This is a genomic window from Halalkalibacterium halodurans, assembly GCF_004376175.1.
GTDB lineage: Bacteria > Bacillota > Bacilli > Bacillales > Bacillaceae_D > Halalkalibacterium > Halalkalibacterium halodurans.
Window position 1 is genome coordinate 81,150 of sequence record NZ_SNUY01000003.1, and the last position, 14,719, is coordinate 95,868.

The following is a 14,719-nucleotide window of genomic DNA, read 5'->3' on the forward strand; positions in this document are numbered from 1 at the left end:
CAAGAATCCAATTTTCGTTTTATTGATTTTAAAAATGGATTTAAGCTGCTTGAATCATCTCCTTTTCGGAGAGTACTTTAGCTATGCGATCACACGCGAGTTTCGAACCGTTATAGACTAATTGTGTCAAATCAAAATGTACTTTTGCTCGTTTTCCTGTACGGTAACGAACATTATTTAATTGGAAGAATTCTTTAAGATAAGCGATGACGCGTTCGACTGCACTTCTTTGCTTGTAAAGATTTTTCCAAGCTTTTGAACCACGGGCTGGCGCTGTATAGCGACGTAGATCCGTCGTGATTTTCACTTTATAGACTTTCTGACAGAGCGTATCTTCTGCTAGCGGACAGTCTTTACACTCTTTTGGACGTGTATACTTTAGTGTCTCGTAAGTTGGGTCATAACTATCATACCGATATGAATGTTCGCGAACACAGGTAGGGGCAAAATACTTATCAAAGCCTACTGGTTCTGATTCATTCTTCTTGTTATAAGCAATAATGGACTGGGCACGGATCCGATAGATTTGTTCATAAATAGCGGGATAATCGTAACCTGCATCCAGTGTACTGTAAGAGATCGGAAGGATAGAAAGACGCTCATGAATGCCTTTTAATAAAGGGATTGCCGCTTTTCCATCATTTAGATTACCAGATGAGAATAGAGATTGAAGAATGTACTGACTTTTGGTTCCAACGGCTAAATGTCCTTTATATCCAAACCAATAAGCATTCTTTCCTTCACTATTTTTCTTAATGCCCCATTTAGGATCAGTTGGAACGGACGATCGTAATTCATTTAAAGGCGTATCAAGCTGAGATTCAATGGGTTTCTCAAAAACTGACAGAGCTGCTTCGCGTTCAGCCTGTTCTTGAACCCATTTCTCTTGTTCTTCTTTTGATTTACGCCCACGTTTTTTGGGTTCTGGTTTCGCTTTTTCTACTTTCGCTGGCGCTTGATCACGAGCTTCAATATGAGTCGCATCGATGGCAATGGTGTCGTCCATGACAAATCCTTCAATGATGGCTTGAAGAATCTGCGTTTCTTGAACACGTTCTAAAACATCTGATTCTTCTAATTTTGTGAGCATTCTTGAATAAGATGCTTCAGATGGAATCGCATCAGAAAGAAGGAATCCACAATCTAAACGGAACATGTAGTCATTCTTTAAACGTTTAATAAGATCTTTAATCGTAGGAATTCGTTCAAGAATTCTAGCTGTAAGTGAGTAAATCATCGCTGCGTAGTTTAGCTGAACAGGAGCACCATAAAGGGTTTTTTTCGATACAACAGCTAGAATCGGATCAACCTCAATTGTCGAAAATACCGCTTCAAAACGGTGGGTAGGTTCTAACTCATATAAATCTTGCAGGGCAAATAGGCTTCCTTGTCGTATAATAGTCATAAGGGAGTCTTCCTCCAGTCGTTAGTTTTGTGTGGTAACTTACTAATTCGACTTTTGGGGAGGTACTCCTTTTTTCGTGTCTTAAAAGCCTTACGAGACTAAGGGTTCAAATTATGAAATTTACTCAAAGGAATAAAAGTTTGTCAAAACGATGGCAAGTAAGCTAACATGGAACGTGTATGAACAGTGAGGTGATTAAAAACGTGTCACAGAAAACGATGCGCCAGATGCAGCAAGAAGTCGATGCTTACATAAGCCAGTTTAAAGAAGGATATTTTAGTCCGCTTGCCATGCTTGCCAGGCTGAGCGAAGAGGTCGGCGAACTAAGCCGAGAAGTGAACCATTTCTATGGCGAGAAGCCGAAGAAAGACTCCGAAGAAGAACGAACGATGGAGCAAGAGATGGGGGACATTTTGTTTGTACTCATTTGTTTTGCCAACTCATTAGAGATCGATTTAGAAGAAGCATTCACGTTAGTAATGAATAAATTTCATACACGCGATAAAGACCGTTGGACGAGAATTGAAGGAGATGAGGAACATGATTAAAGTAGCGGTTGCTGGACCGAGAGGAAAAATGGGGCGAGAGGCCGTTAAAATGATTCATGAAGCGGACACGTTGGAGCTCGTCGCTGTCGTTGACTCCAAACACGATGGGATGTTAGTTCGACAGCTAGATGGGCTTCCACCAAGTGACGCACCCGTCTACAATGAGCTGGAGCGATGCTTAACATCACAAACAATAGATGTCCTTGTCGATTTGACAACACCTGCGCACGGAAAGCGTCATATGGAGATCGCGCTCGATCACGGCGTTCGTCCAGTTGTCGGAACGACTGGCTTTACCGATGAAGACATAACGAATTTGCGAAAAAAAGCAGAAGAAAAAGGAATCGGAGCGATCATCGCCCCTAACTTTGCAATAGGAGCGATTTTAATGATGAAGTTTGCCCAAACGGCAGCAAAATATTTACCAGATGTTGAGATTATCGAAATGCACCACGATCGTAAGCTAGACGCGCCATCAGGAACGGCCCTTAAAACCGCTCAGCTGATTAGTGAAGTGCGCAAAGCGAAGCAGCAAGGGCACCCTGACGAAACAGAAGAGCTTAAAGGAGCACGCGGTGCAGACTTTGAAGGGATGTCCATCCACAGTGTTCGTTTGCCTGGCTTGGTTGCCCACCAAGAAGTTTTATTTGGTGGGGTTGGTCAAACGTTAAAAATCCGTCACGATTCGATGAACCGAGAGTCGTTTATGCCAGGCGTGAAGCTTTCAATTGAGACGGTTATGGGAATTGATACGTTGGTTTATGGCCTTGAAAATATTATCGAGTAGGTGAAGAATATGAGAATCGCCCTAATTGCCCACGATAAGAAAAAAGATGAAATGGTTCAATTTACGATTGCCTATAAAGACGTATTAAAAGATCACGAACTGTATGCTACAGGTACGACAGGTATGAAAATCATGGAAGCCACACAATTACCGGTGAAACGATTCAAATCAGGACCGTTAGGAGGCGACCAGCAAATTGGTGCCCTTGTAGCAGAAAATAAATTTGACCTTATTATCTTTTTACGCGATCCTTTAACTGCCCAGCCACATGAACCGGATGTGACCGCCCTTGTTCGCCTATGTGACGTACAACGAGTCCCTCTTGCGACGAATATAGGGACGGCCGAGATCTTAATAAAAGGGCTAGCCCGGGGTGATTTTACATGGCGTGAACTTGTCCATGATGAGGAGGAGCCACGTGTCTAAACTGGATATCCTTGCATTTGGCGCGCACCCAGATGATGTAGAAATCGGGATGGGCGCTACCCTATACCACTATAGGCAAAAGGGACATCGAGTGGGGATCTGCAATTTGACGAAGGCTGAGCTCTCTTCAAATGGGACCGTTGAACAGCGGCAAAAGGAGGCAGCCGATGCGAGCAGAATTCTTGGCATTGATGAGCGAATTCAACTCGATTTACCGGATCGAGGACTTCGTAATCCGTCCGAACAACAAGTGCGAAACATTGTAAGCGTCATTAGACACTATCAGCCGACGTTCGTGTTCGTTCCTTATCCAGTTGATCGCCATCCTGATCATGGGCATTGCGCTGAGCTCGTAAAGGAAGCTGTGTTTAATGCCCGGATTCGCAACTATAAGGCGGAAGGTGGAGCTCACCACGTACAAGATTTGTTCTATTATATGATCAATAGCTTCGAACGGCCGGATTTGCTCGTGGATGTGAGTCACTGTTATGAAGTAAAGCAAGCGGCACTTAACGCATATAAAAGTCAATTTACAAAATCGAAAGCAAGTGTAGATACGCCGCTAACGAACGGCTATCTAGAGGCAGTAGAAGCACGTGAACGCTTATATGGCAAGGAAGCTGGTGCTATGTATGCTGAAGGGTTCAAGCTCGACAAGCCTTTTGTCGTTCCATCATTTTTTAGATAGGAGAGGACGATGAAACGAAAAATTGGAATTAGTTGTTATCCTACAGTAGGTGGGTCAGGTGTTGTGGCGACAGAGCTTGGAAAGCTGTTAGCGGAAAAAGGGCATGAAGTCCACTTCATCACGTCAAGCGTTCCATTTCGCCTTGAGCCAGTCAATCCAAATATTTATTTTCATGAAGTAGAAGTGAACCAATACTCAGTGTTTAAATACCCGCCCTATGACCTGACACTATCGAGTAAAATGGCTGAAGTGGCGAAGAGACAAGAGCTGGATCTTCTCCATGTTCATTACGCTGTACCGCACGCCATTTGTGCCATTTTAGCAAAACAAATGGTCGGGGATTCGCTTAAGGTTGTCACGACATTACATGGAACGGACATAACCGTACTAGGGTATGATCCTGCATTAGCGGAAATTATTAAATTTGGAATTGAAAAGTCAGATTTGGTGACAGCGGTATCTGATGATCTTGTGAAGCAAACCAAAACGCTACTACATACCGAGAAACCGATCGAAACCGTTTATAATTTTGTCGATCCACGAGAGTATTATCGTAAGGATGTTTCAGAATTAAAAGCAACATACGGAATTGGCGAAGACGAAAAGGTGGTCGTTCATGTATCGAATTTCCGGCGTGTCAAAAGGGTCCCCGACATTATTCGCTGCTTCAGAATCATCCGTGAGCACGTGAAAGCGAAATTGCTATTAATTGGAGACGGACCTGACGCTACATTAGCCTGTCATTTAATTAAAGAGTTAGACTTAAAGGATGACGTGCTCATGCTCGGTAACCAGAAGCATATTCCTGAGTTGATGTCCCTTAGCGATGTCATGCTGCTCTTAAGTGAAAAAGAAAGCTTCGGACTAGTTGCGTTGGAAGCAATGGCTTGCGGGGTTCCCGTGATCGGAGCCAACATAGGTGGTATCCCGGAAGTGATTGTAGATGAAGAAACAGGGTATATTTGTGAAATCGGTGATATTCAAGGAGTCGCTCAGAAAGCCATTGAGCTATTAACGAATAAACGAAGACATGAGATGTTTGCTGAGGCAAGCATCAACAGGGCTGCGACTGTTTTTTCGTCTGAGCAAATTGTGCGGCAATATGAAGATTTATACGAGCAGCTTTTATCCGAATAATAATCGGTGTGATGGAGAGCAGGTGGAGCAATGGATGACGTGATCAAAAAAGGGTTAAGCATCGTATCTGAATTAAGGGACCATGGGTTTGAGGCCTATATCGTAGGTGGAGCTGTTCGGGATTATCACATCGGCAGAAAACCGAAAGATGTAGATGTGGTCACAAGCGCGTCACCGGATGAAATTCGCACCCTGTACCCACATGCTTTTCAAATCAACCGTCAGTTTCAAACGCTTACCGTTCACCTGCAAAAAGTAGCGATTGAAGTTTCGACGTTACGTGGTGGAAGCATTGAAGATGATTTATGCTCGCGTGACTTTACGATCAATGCGATGGCCTTAGCAATGAATGGCGACATCATCGACCCTACAGGAGGGAAAACGGATCTGGAGAACGGGGTAATCCGTTCCTTCCATCCGGAGGCGCGTTTTAAAGAAGATCCATTACGTATGCTTCGTGCGCCCCGTTTTGCCAGCGAGCTTGGGTTTACGGTTGCGAAAGGAACAGCTGAAGCGATCAAGGGATCTTGTTCATTACTGGCGGATGTGGCGGTTGAACGTGTAGAGAAAGAGTTAACGCAACTGATGATCGGAACACACCGTTCGAGCGGGTGGTGCCTTTTACATGAGACAGGGCTTTATCCTTTTATTCCAGGTGTTTCTCTTTCAAAGGAAACGGTTTTAAGAATGAAGGAGATCTCAAGAAGCCCAGGCCTCCTTCCTGCCGACGGATTCTGGGCGATTCTTTACCTGTTAGAAAATCGCAGCATGAAGCTCCCGCTAGCAAAAGAGAAGAAAAAACGGATCAGAACGATCGTCCACTATGTTGGCGAGCGCCAGAACCATTCATGGAACGAGACCATGCTTTATCAAGCGTCCTTGTCTGTTGCCACCGTTGTTGAACAAATTAGAGCACTATTTGGACAAGCCTCTGTACATGAAGAGGAGTTGCGGCAATTGTGGTCATCACTTCCGATCCAAACACGGACAGAATTGGCTGTGACCGGTCGAGATGTAATGGCTCATTTTCAAAAAAAGGGAGGGCCATGGCTAGCAGACACTTTGGCAGACATTGAGGAAGCGGTTTTACTTAAACATATAGAAAATGAGAAGAAGTCCATTATCCAATGGCTTGAAGAACGGAGGGTGGAGTCGTGAAAGAAACGTTGTTAAAAATGTTGCTTACGGCTGGAGATGACTTTGTTTCAGGCGAAAAAATAAGCCAAGCGATTGGTTGCTCACGTACGGCTGTATGGAAGCACATTGAGGAGTTAAGAAAAAGCGGTTATGAAGTGGAAGCCGTTCAACGGAAAGGATACCGTATTGTCAAACGTCCAGATCAAATTAAGCCACACGACATTCAAGTTGTGCTGGAAACGGAACGGTTCGGGCGGGAGATTACGTACCTTGAATCAACAGCATCAACGCAAACGGTCGCTCTTAAGCTCGCTCAAGAAGGAGCAAAGGAAGGTCATATTGTTCTCGCAAATGAGCAAACGTCAGGAAAAGGCCGAATGGGAAGAGGATGGTACTCACCACCAGGTTCAAGCATTTCCATGAGCATCATTTTCCGCCCGCAACTGCCGCCGCAAAAAGCACCGCAATTAACGTTGCTAACAGCCGTGGCGATCGTGAGGGCGATCAAGGAAACGACAGGGTTAGATTCCGACATTAAATGGCCGAATGACCTTTTAATCGATGGAAAGAAAATCGTCGGAATCTTAACCGAGATGCAAGCGGATCAAGACTCTGTTCATTCGGTCATTCAAGGGATTGGGATTAACGTAAACCATCAGGAAGAAGCGTTTGCAGAAGAAATCCGCAAAATCGCCACTTCCCTTGCGATAAAAAAAGGGGAACCGATTCAACGTGCTCCACTCATCGCAGCTATTTTAAAAAACATTGAGCTGTTTTACGACCTTTATCTCCAACACGGCTTTTCCCGAATTAAACCTTTATGGGAAGCTCATGCCATTAGCATCGGTAAGCGAATTCGTGCAAGAATGCTAAACGACGTTAAATTTGGAGTCGCAAAAGGGATTACCGATGATGGTGTTCTTTTGCTAGAGGATGATGATGGAAAGCTTCATTCGATTTATTCTGCAGATATAGAAATTGACCAATAGGGGATCTGGTCTTTATACTGTTACTAGATGGGCGGTATCCAATTCGGAACGGCACCATCTGACGAACGTTGTTTAAATTGGATGATTACAAATGAGCTGCCTTGATCCAAAAAGGACTAGGACAGAGGGATGATTGAACAGAGTAAAGTTCTGCATAGCTGAACGCTTATTTACGTATGCATGCAAAACGTCCCCTTCCTAGCGAAGGAGGACGTTTTTTCGTTCTTTCATCGACCTCTGAAAACATGAGGAGGGTGTTATGAAGACGACAGCAAGCTTTAAAAAAATGAAACAACAAAAGGAAAAAATTGCGATGATGACTGCTTATGATGCACCATCGGCAAGGCTAGTAGAGGACGCAGATGTTGACATGATTCTTGTAGGTGATTCGCTCGGAATGGTCGTGTTAGGTTACGATTCAACGATTCCGGTCACATTGGATGACATGATCCACCATACAAAGGCCGTAAAGCGGGGAGCGAAAAACACCTTCATCGTAACGGATATGCCGTACTTAACGTATCATGGCTCATTTAATGAAACGTTGGTAGGAGCAAAACGACTCATGCAGGAGGCTGGAGCTGATGCGCTTAAGCTTGAAGGAAATGGGGACATCATTGAAACGATTGAGCGTCTAACGTTAGCAGGTGTTCCGATCGTGGCCCATTTAGGTCTAACCCCGCAAAACGTAGCAGTGGAAGGCGGCTACCGAGTTCAAGCAAAGGATGCGAAAAGCGCAAAGCAACTATTGGCCGATGCAAAAGCAGTTGAGGCGGCTGGAGCGTTCGCCCTTGTGCTAGAGTGTGTGCCTGAGCAAGTCGCTACCCAAATTAGCGAAGAGTTAACGATCCCCGTTATCGGAATCGGGGCAGGCGCAGGCTGTGATGGACAAGTGCTCGTCTACCATGATGTGATCGGGTATGGAGCAGGTCACGTGCCGAGCTTTGTCAAGCAATATGTAAACATAACAAAGCCGATTGAAGAGGCCATGAAGCAATATGTTCAAGAGGTTAAGGCAGGGACATTTCCCGATAAAGATCACGCCTTTTCTCTTAAAGAGAATGTCATTCAGGAACTGTATGGAGGAGCACTCACATGATCGTATGTACAACGATCTCAGATTTACAAGCGCAGTTGCGAATAGAGCGAGAACAAAAGAGATCCGTTGGGTTCGTGCCAACGATGGGTTATTTACATGAAGGGCATTTATCCCTTGTCAAGCGAGCAAAAGAAGAACATGATACTGTCGTCATGAGCATATTCGTCAACCCACTCCAATTTGGAGCAGGAGAGGATTTAGATACGTACCCTCGGGATTTTGCTCGAGATGAACAGCTAGCCGAAGCGGAAGGTGTGGACATTTTATTTTACCCGTCTACAGACGAAATGTACCCGCGGCCTGCGTCGGTTCGTTTAAAGGTTACACAAGGGGTGGACGTCTTATGTGGAGCAAGTCGTCCCGGACATTTTGATGGTGTCGTCACGGTCGTGTTAAAATTGTTTCATTTAGTCGAACCAGATGCGGCCTACTTTGGATTGAAGGATGCGCAACAAGTAGCTGTTATTACAAATATGGTGGAAGATTTAAATGTAGGGGTGCAAATCGTCCCTTGTGCAACTGTCCGGGAAGTAGACGGTCTCGCGAAAAGTTCACGCAATGTTCGCCTAAGTGAAAAAGAACGAAAAGAGGCACCTGGTCTTTATCAAAGCTTACTTGCCGGGAGAGAAGCGCTAGATGCAGGGGAGAAGGATGCGGCTGTGATTCGAGAGCGGATTCGCCAATCTTTAGAGGAGCGCTTAACAGGCAGGATCGACTATGTTGAGGTGTTAAGCTATCCTCGGTTACAAAAGATTGAGCGCATTGAAGAAACAGTCATCTTAGCAGTCGCGTACCAGTTTGAAAATGCACGGTTGATCGACAACTTGATTGTGCCTTATGGAGAGTAAAGGGAGGATTATTCATGTTTCGTACAATGATGAAAGCGAAGCTTCACAGAGCCAGGGTGACAGAATCAAACTTAAACTACGTTGGCAGCATTACGATCGATGAAGATATTATGGATGCTGTGGACATAGTTGAAAACGAAAAAGTTCAAATTGTGAACAATAACAATGGCGCTAGATTTGAGACATATGTCATAAAAGGACCACGGGGAAGCGGTGTATTTTGCTTAAATGGGGCAGCGGCAAGGCTCGTACAAGAAGGTGATGTAATTATTGTCATTTCTTATGCTCTCGTGGCTGAAGAGAACGTGAAGGAGCACCAGCCAAAAGTGGCAGTTCTGAATGAATCAAACCAAATCGTTGAAATGCTTGGTACAGAGCCAGCTTCTACCGTATTATAAACCGAATACTCTCTCCCTGAACGTCAAACACTGAAAGTAAAAAAGGGGAGAGGACTATGGGTTCGTCATCTCGTCAGGGGTGGCGTTCCGTTTTTAAGGATGTCACACAAAAATGGGACGTCATGACCGTCGAAGAACAAGAAAAAGAACTATCCTTGTTAGAGGAGTGGACCGAGCGGGTGTTAGAGGAGTGGAGCGACATGCACGAAGCATGCATGACCCTTCGTGAGCGACAGCAGCAGTCATCCGTATTGGAAAAGTATCCACCTTACGTTTCAAAAGGAACCGCCCTTTATGATCTAGAAATGTTTCAGGAAGCCGCTATGCAATTTGACCGTGAATTGAAAATGCAACCTCACATGCACCACCCGCTCCTTCACTTGTATGCCATTTTCGCTAATCTCTATGGAGGTCAGAGGGAGCGATGTAAGGAACATTGTGTCTATGTGTTAACAACATCTGTTGACCGTCTCGTCCGTTATTTTACTTATATGGCACTCGGTACGTTATACATGCAGGAAGGTGAAGTGGAAGAAGCGCTTACTTCATATGAGCACGCTTCAAAGCTAACATTTCATCCTGATGTCATGTATAATTTAGGCATGGCGTATTTTCTTCAGCATCAATATGCACTCGCCATTCCTTGCTTTGTGGAAGTGATTAAGGATGGGGAAGAAGATGTGGATGCCCTTTATTTTTTAGGCTGTGCCCTTTGTGAAAGTGGCTATGTAGAAGAGGGGTGTGCAAAATGGCTTGAAGCCATTCAACTTTGTCCCCCTGAGAAATTTTTGCTGACAATCGGCACGAAGCTTGAATGGTACGGCTTTCATCAGGCTGCTGTTCATTGTTTTGAACAATTGCTGCAATCTCGCCAGCTTCGCCATTTAGCGAAGCACGGAATCGCTTGGAATCTTGCTCTTCAGGATGAACGGGAAAAGGCGATTCACATGTTGAAGGAACTCATAGCGGTTCCCCAAATTAGAGAAGATGTTCGCCTATCGATCGAGTTCCTCGCCCATTGTTGGAATGATGGGAACTTAAGGCAGCTTGCAGCAAGTATAGAAAGAGGTTAGAGAGAAAAATGAATAACCGCTTTGTCGTGATTGATATCGAAACGACAGGCCAATCGGTTGCCCAAGGAGATCGAATCATTGAAATTGGTGCTGTCGTCATCGAAGACGAGGAGGCTGTGGAGAGTTTCTGCACGCTCGTGAACCCTGAGCGCTCCATTCCTCCTTTTATAGAAGAATTAACGGGGATCTCTGACGAAATGGTGAAGGGGGCCCCGACATTTCATCAATGCATTCCGGAGCTTATGTCTATGCTCGAAGGGGCGGTTTTTGTTGCCCACAATGTTCATTTTGACTTATCCTTCCTGCAAAAATTATTGGAGCACGAAGGGTACGGACCGCTCCTTGTCCCTATTATTGATACCGTCGAGCTGTCTCGAATATTATTGCCAACTGAGGAAAGTTATAAGCTTTCAGCGTTAACGGAACAATTAGGCTTGGAGCACGAAAATCCCCATCGAGCGGATAGTGATGCGAAGGTAACCGCCGACTTGTTATTACTGTTGTTACAGAAGCTGCGGCAGCTTCCACTCATGACATTACAGCAATTAGAATTATTAAGTGACTCATGGATCAGCGATATGGGGCCGATTTTACGACAGTTGATTGAAAAGAAAATGCACGACCACGCCAGGGAAGAAGAAGCCTTTGACATTTATCGTCAGCTAGCCATTCGTAAGCCTGTCAAGATGAAACCACAAGAAGAAGAGATTATCACAACGACAGATACATTTCAGTCGTTTAAAGATAGGATTACACAAGAGGGAGGTTCCCTTTCCAAAGCCTTTCTTACATATGAATGGCGTCAGGGGCAACTGAAAATGATGGAAGTTGTTCATGAAGCCTTTTCGAATAATGAGCATGTGTTGATTGAAGCAGGGACAGGAACGGGCAAATCACTGGCATATTTACTTCCTGCTGCTTATTTTGCTCATATGGAGAAGGCGCCAGTCGTCATTAGCACACAAACGATCCCTCTGCAATCACAGCTTTTAGAGAGAGACATCCCGCTCCTGCAAAAGATTCTCCCGTTTCCGATAAATGTAGCTTTGTTAAAGGGGAGGAACCATTATTTAAGCTTGTGGAAATTTGAGCAAGCATTAGCGAGGGGCTGTGAACAAGATTCTTACGATACGATTCTTGCAAAGGCAGCGATTCTCGTGTGGTTAACAGAAACGGAGCGAGGGGATCGGGAAGAACTCAACTTGCCCACCGGTCCAGGAAGCTTTTGGGCAACCGTTGAAAGCGATGGTGTTTCCAGCCTTGGTAAATATGATCCTTGGTTTTCACGGTGCTTTTATCAGCGAGCGCGTATGCAAGCAGCAAAAGCAGATTTGATCATTACAAACCATGCGTTACTATGTACCGATATGGTGCAAAAAAACGGCCTTCTTCCGTCATTCAAACAAGCGGTCATTGACGAAGCCCATCATTTTGAAGAAGTGGCAAGCGATCATCTTGGGAAACAGACCGACTATTATAGCTTATATTATTTTATTCAACGGCTCGGTTACGGAGATAAGGAAGGCTTACTTGACCGAATGTTTCAACTCGCAGCAAAAGAAGACGTGAAGCTGACGGTTGATGAGGAGAAAGTAAAAACGATTTTGCAGGAGTGCCAGCTTGAACTTGATGAGCTCTTCCGCATGTTGCACCGTTACGTGCTACAAAATCGGTCAAGTTCAAAATCGGACGTCGGTCGATTAAGCTATCGCTACGAAAGCTTTCGCGAACAGGGGACATTGTGGGAGGCCATATTAGAGAGCGGGATGCGAGTACATCTTATGATGAAGGAAGGGATAAAAAAGCTCGAACTTGTATTAACGTGCTTTCATGATGTGTATGATCAACTTTCTTTTTTTGATCAAGGTTTACTTACCGATGCAAAAGGGGTAATTGACAGACTTCAAGAAGAGGAAAACAACCTTTATGAGCTCCTTCTCGAATCAGATCCAAATGCTGTTTATTGGCTTGAAATTGAACCACGTGGGGCGAAGAATGCTACTTTTTTATATTCTCGTCCAATCGAGGTTGGTGAATCGCTTGCCGATCGATTTTTCGCAACGAAAAAAAGTGTCGTACTCACATCTGCCACTTTATCCATCAAAGGGTCGTTTGATTATCAGATGGAGCGACTCGGGCTCCACGATTTTGGGGTTCGTACGGAAAGTATCCCTTCCCCGTTTTCGTATAAAGAGCAGGCGCGTTTATTGCTTCCGACCGATATTCCGGCAATTAAGGATGTTTCAGAAGAAGAGTACGCACAAGAGGTGGCGATTAAAATTTGGCGGATCGCCGATTGTTCTTCAGGTCGAATCCTTGTTCTCTTTACATCTTACGAAATGTTAAAACAGGTATACCAATATGTGAAGGATCTATCCATGGATGACTCCCTCGCCTTAATTGGCCAAGGAATTACAAGCGGTAGCAGAGCGAAGTTAATGAAAGCATTTAAGCTCCATGAAAAAGCTATTTTATTCGGAACAAGCAGCTTTTGGGAAGGGATTGATCTTCCAGGAAATGAACTACGTTGCCTTGTCATCGTGCGCCTTCCATTTGCTCCACCTGATCAACCATTGTTGAAAGCTAAGTTGGATAAAGCTGAAGAGGAAGGAAAGAATCCATTTCGTCATATTTCTTTGCCTCAGGCGATCATTCGATTTAAGCAAGGATTCGGCCGTTTAATTCGTACGAACCAGGACAAGGGAAGTGTGTTTGTGCTCGATAAACGAATTGCCACAACACGTTACGGTAGAGCCTTTCTCGAATCTCTTCCAGATGTACCTGTATATAAAGGAACGCTGGAATCGCTTATTGAGGCACATAAAGAATGGATGTAGGAGGAGTTATGGGAACGATCGTAAAAAATGTTTCAATCGTGACGGGTCAAGAAGAAGCGCCGTTTATCCGACATGGTTATTTTAAGTTTGCTGATGGCGTGATTGTAAGTGTTGCTGAAGGAACTCCTTCTCCTGAAGAAATCGATCGTGTTGAAGTGATCGACGGGAAAGGAAAGTGGGTCATGCCTGGCATGATTAATACCCATGGACATCTTGGCATGTCGTTATTACGCGGGCATAGCGACGACCTTCCATTGCAGTCCTGGTTATCAGAAAAAATGTGGCCCTTTGAAGGAAAAATGGATCGTGAAGCCGTACATCACGCGCGACAGCTAGCCATGGCAGAAATGATTAAATCAGGGACGACGACATTTTTAGAGATGTATCATTTGTATATGGACGATTTGGCGGAAGCGGTCGTTGAACAAGGGCCTAGAGCTGTCCTGATGCGATCCATGATCGGCCTTTGTTCGGAATCTGAGCAGCGGGAGAAACTGAAAGAAGCCGTAACTTTTGCTACCACTTGGAACGGAGATGGAAACGGGCGAATTACAACGATGATGGCTCCCCATGCCCCGTATACATGCCCACCTTCATTTATTGAGATGATTGTAGATGAAGCGGATCGAATCGATCTTCCGCTCCATACTCATATGGCGGAGACTCAACGGGAAGTGGAAGAGCATCGTAAAACGTACGGTGTCCATCCCCTCGTCCATTTTGAACAGCTTGGATTTTTAAAGGACCGCCATTGGTTACTGGCGCATTGTGTTCATTTAGGGGAGGAAGAGCTTGATATTCTTGAACAGCATCCTTGTGTCCATGTAAGTCATAATCCGATGAGTAATTTGAAGCTCGGTTCGGGAATTGCCAACGTTCAATCAATGCTTGAGCGGGGAATTAACATATGTCTTGGAACGGATAGTGTCGCTTCAAACAACCATTTAGACTTGGTGGAGGAAATGCGGATAGCAGCACTCCTGCAAAAAGGGGCTGTGCTTGATCCTACCGCGGTTCCTGCTGAAACGGCGATTGCTATGGCTACGAAAAACGGTGCAAAAGCCCTCCGTTTGCCACAAGTAGGTACCATTGAAGCTGGAAAGCGGGCTGATTTTATAATGATTGATCCCCAATGTCTTCATTTACAGCCACACGAGCATGTGATGTCCCATCTCGTTTATGCGCTGAAAGGGTCCGACGTTCAAGATGTTTTTGTCGAAGGAGCTCCCCTAATGCTCAACAAGGAATTAAAGACATTTGATGAAGAGAAATTGCAATTTGAAGCGAACGCTCACTATCAGCGAATTTGCGAAAAACTAAAATAGACCAGATGAGTTCCGGTCTATT

14 protein-coding genes are annotated in these 14,719 nt (G+C 44.7%); 13 read left to right on the plus strand and 1 reads right to left on the minus strand.

Annotated elements, in window-relative coordinates; genetic code table 11:
* Positions 1-40: 40 nt before the first annotated feature.
* Complete coding sequence (locus E2L07_RS01800; protein ID WP_134228682.1) at positions 41-1,405, minus strand: IS1182-like element IS662 family transposase; 1,365 nt, start codon at positions 1,403-1,405, stop codon at positions 41-43.
* Between the two features lie 179 nt (positions 1,406-1,584).
* Here E2L07_RS01800 and E2L07_RS01805 point away from each other — a divergent pair, with 179 nt between their 5' ends.
* The 13 genes from E2L07_RS01805 (at position 1,585) to E2L07_RS01865 (ending at position 14,697) form a co-directional block, all read left to right on the plus strand.
* Positions 1,585-1,953: a nucleotide pyrophosphohydrolase gene (locus tag E2L07_RS01805; protein WP_134228683.1), complete on the plus strand. Its 369-nt coding sequence runs from the start codon at positions 1,585-1,587 to the stop codon at positions 1,951-1,953.
* Positions 1,946-2,740, plus strand: a complete 795-nt coding sequence (dapB, locus tag E2L07_RS01810; RefSeq protein ID WP_010897842.1) for a 4-hydroxy-tetrahydrodipicolinate reductase — start codon at positions 1,946-1,948, stop codon at positions 2,738-2,740. Before E2L07_RS01805 ends, dapB begins: the two co-directional genes overlap by 8 nt.
* A gap of 9 nt (positions 2,741-2,749) precedes the next feature.
* Complete coding sequence (gene mgsA / locus E2L07_RS01815) at positions 2,750-3,166, plus strand: methylglyoxal synthase (RefSeq protein WP_053431343.1); 417 nt, start codon at positions 2,750-2,752, stop codon at positions 3,164-3,166.
* A complete protein-coding gene (gene bshB1 / locus E2L07_RS01820) occupies positions 3,159-3,854 on the plus strand; it encodes a bacillithiol biosynthesis deacetylase BshB1 (RefSeq protein ID WP_233444599.1) in 696 nt (231 codons plus the stop codon). The genes mgsA and bshB1 overlap by 8 nt, the downstream gene beginning before the upstream one ends.
* Positions 3,855-3,863: 9 nt before the next feature.
* Entirely contained in the window at positions 3,864-4,991 is a 1,128-nt protein-coding gene (gene bshA / locus E2L07_RS01825; RefSeq protein ID WP_010897845.1) for an N-acetyl-alpha-D-glucosaminyl L-malate synthase BshA, read from the plus strand.
* A gap of 30 nt (positions 4,992-5,021) precedes the next feature.
* A complete protein-coding gene (locus E2L07_RS01830) occupies positions 5,022-6,149 on the plus strand; it encodes a CCA tRNA nucleotidyltransferase (RefSeq protein ID WP_134228684.1) in 1,128 nt (375 codons plus the stop codon).
* Complete coding sequence (locus tag E2L07_RS01835; RefSeq protein ID WP_010897847.1) at positions 6,146-7,117, plus strand: biotin--[acetyl-CoA-carboxylase] ligase; 972 nt, start codon at positions 6,146-6,148, stop codon at positions 7,115-7,117. Before E2L07_RS01830 ends, E2L07_RS01835 begins: the two co-directional genes overlap by 4 nt.
* 259 nt (positions 7,118-7,376) lie before the next feature.
* Positions 7,377-8,216 carry a 3-methyl-2-oxobutanoate hydroxymethyltransferase gene (gene panB, locus E2L07_RS01840; protein ID WP_053431340.1) on the plus strand — a complete coding sequence of 280 codons (840 nt, stop codon included), beginning with the start codon at positions 7,377-7,379 and terminating at the stop codon, positions 8,214-8,216.
* Positions 8,213-9,064, plus strand: coding sequence for a pantoate--beta-alanine ligase (panC, locus tag E2L07_RS01845; protein WP_010897849.1), 852 nt, complete (start codon positions 8,213-8,215; stop codon positions 9,062-9,064). Before panB ends, panC begins: the two co-directional genes overlap by 4 nt.
* Positions 9,065-9,078: 14 nt before the next feature.
* Positions 9,079-9,462 carry an aspartate 1-decarboxylase gene (panD, locus tag E2L07_RS01850; RefSeq protein ID WP_010897850.1) on the plus strand — a complete coding sequence of 128 codons (384 nt, stop codon included), beginning with the start codon at positions 9,079-9,081 and terminating at the stop codon, positions 9,460-9,462.
* Positions 9,463-9,518: 56 nt separating this feature from the next.
* Positions 9,519-10,535 carry a tetratricopeptide repeat protein gene (locus E2L07_RS01855; RefSeq protein ID WP_134228685.1) on the plus strand — a complete coding sequence of 339 codons (1,017 nt, stop codon included), beginning with the start codon at positions 9,519-9,521 and terminating at the stop codon, positions 10,533-10,535.
* 8 nt (positions 10,536-10,543) lie between these two features.
* A complete protein-coding gene (dinG, locus tag E2L07_RS01860; protein ID WP_134228686.1) occupies positions 10,544-13,372 on the plus strand; it encodes an ATP-dependent DNA helicase DinG in 2,829 nt (942 codons plus the stop codon).
* Positions 13,373-13,380: 8 nt separating this feature from the next.
* Positions 13,381-14,697: an amidohydrolase gene (locus tag E2L07_RS01865; RefSeq protein ID WP_134228687.1), complete on the plus strand. Its 1,317-nt coding sequence runs from the start codon at positions 13,381-13,383 to the stop codon at positions 14,695-14,697.
* The last annotated feature ends 22 nt before the right edge of the window (positions 14,698-14,719 follow it).

Coding starts and splice junctions, on each gene's coding strand:
- bshA (WP_010897845.1), top strand. CDS start 3,864: ATGAAACGAAAAATTGGAATTAGTTGTTATCCTACAGTAGGTGGGTCA.
- E2L07_RS01805 (WP_134228683.1), top strand. CDS start 1,585: ATGAACAGTGAGGTGATTAAAAACGTGTCACAGAAAACGATGCGCCAG.
- E2L07_RS01800 (WP_134228682.1), bottom strand. CDS start 1,405: ATGACTATTATACGACAAGGAAGCCTATTTGCCCTGCAAGATTTATAT.
- E2L07_RS01830 (WP_134228684.1), top strand. CDS start 5,022: ATGGATGACGTGATCAAAAAAGGGTTAAGCATCGTATCTGAATTAAGG.
- panB (WP_053431340.1), top strand. CDS start 7,377: ATGAAGACGACAGCAAGCTTTAAAAAAATGAAACAACAAAAGGAAAAA.
- panC (WP_010897849.1), top strand. CDS start 8,213: ATGATCGTATGTACAACGATCTCAGATTTACAAGCGCAGTTGCGAATA.
- dinG (WP_134228686.1), top strand. CDS start 10,544: ATGAATAACCGCTTTGTCGTGATTGATATCGAAACGACAGGCCAATCG.
- panD (WP_010897850.1), top strand. CDS start 9,079: ATGTTTCGTACAATGATGAAAGCGAAGCTTCACAGAGCCAGGGTGACA.
- E2L07_RS01865 (WP_134228687.1), top strand. CDS start 13,381: ATGGGAACGATCGTAAAAAATGTTTCAATCGTGACGGGTCAAGAAGAA.
- E2L07_RS01855 (WP_134228685.1), top strand. CDS start 9,519: ATGGGTTCGTCATCTCGTCAGGGGTGGCGTTCCGTTTTTAAGGATGTC.
- mgsA (WP_053431343.1), top strand. CDS start 2,750: ATGAGAATCGCCCTAATTGCCCACGATAAGAAAAAAGATGAAATGGTT.
- dapB (WP_010897842.1), top strand. CDS start 1,946: ATGATTAAAGTAGCGGTTGCTGGACCGAGAGGAAAAATGGGGCGAGAG.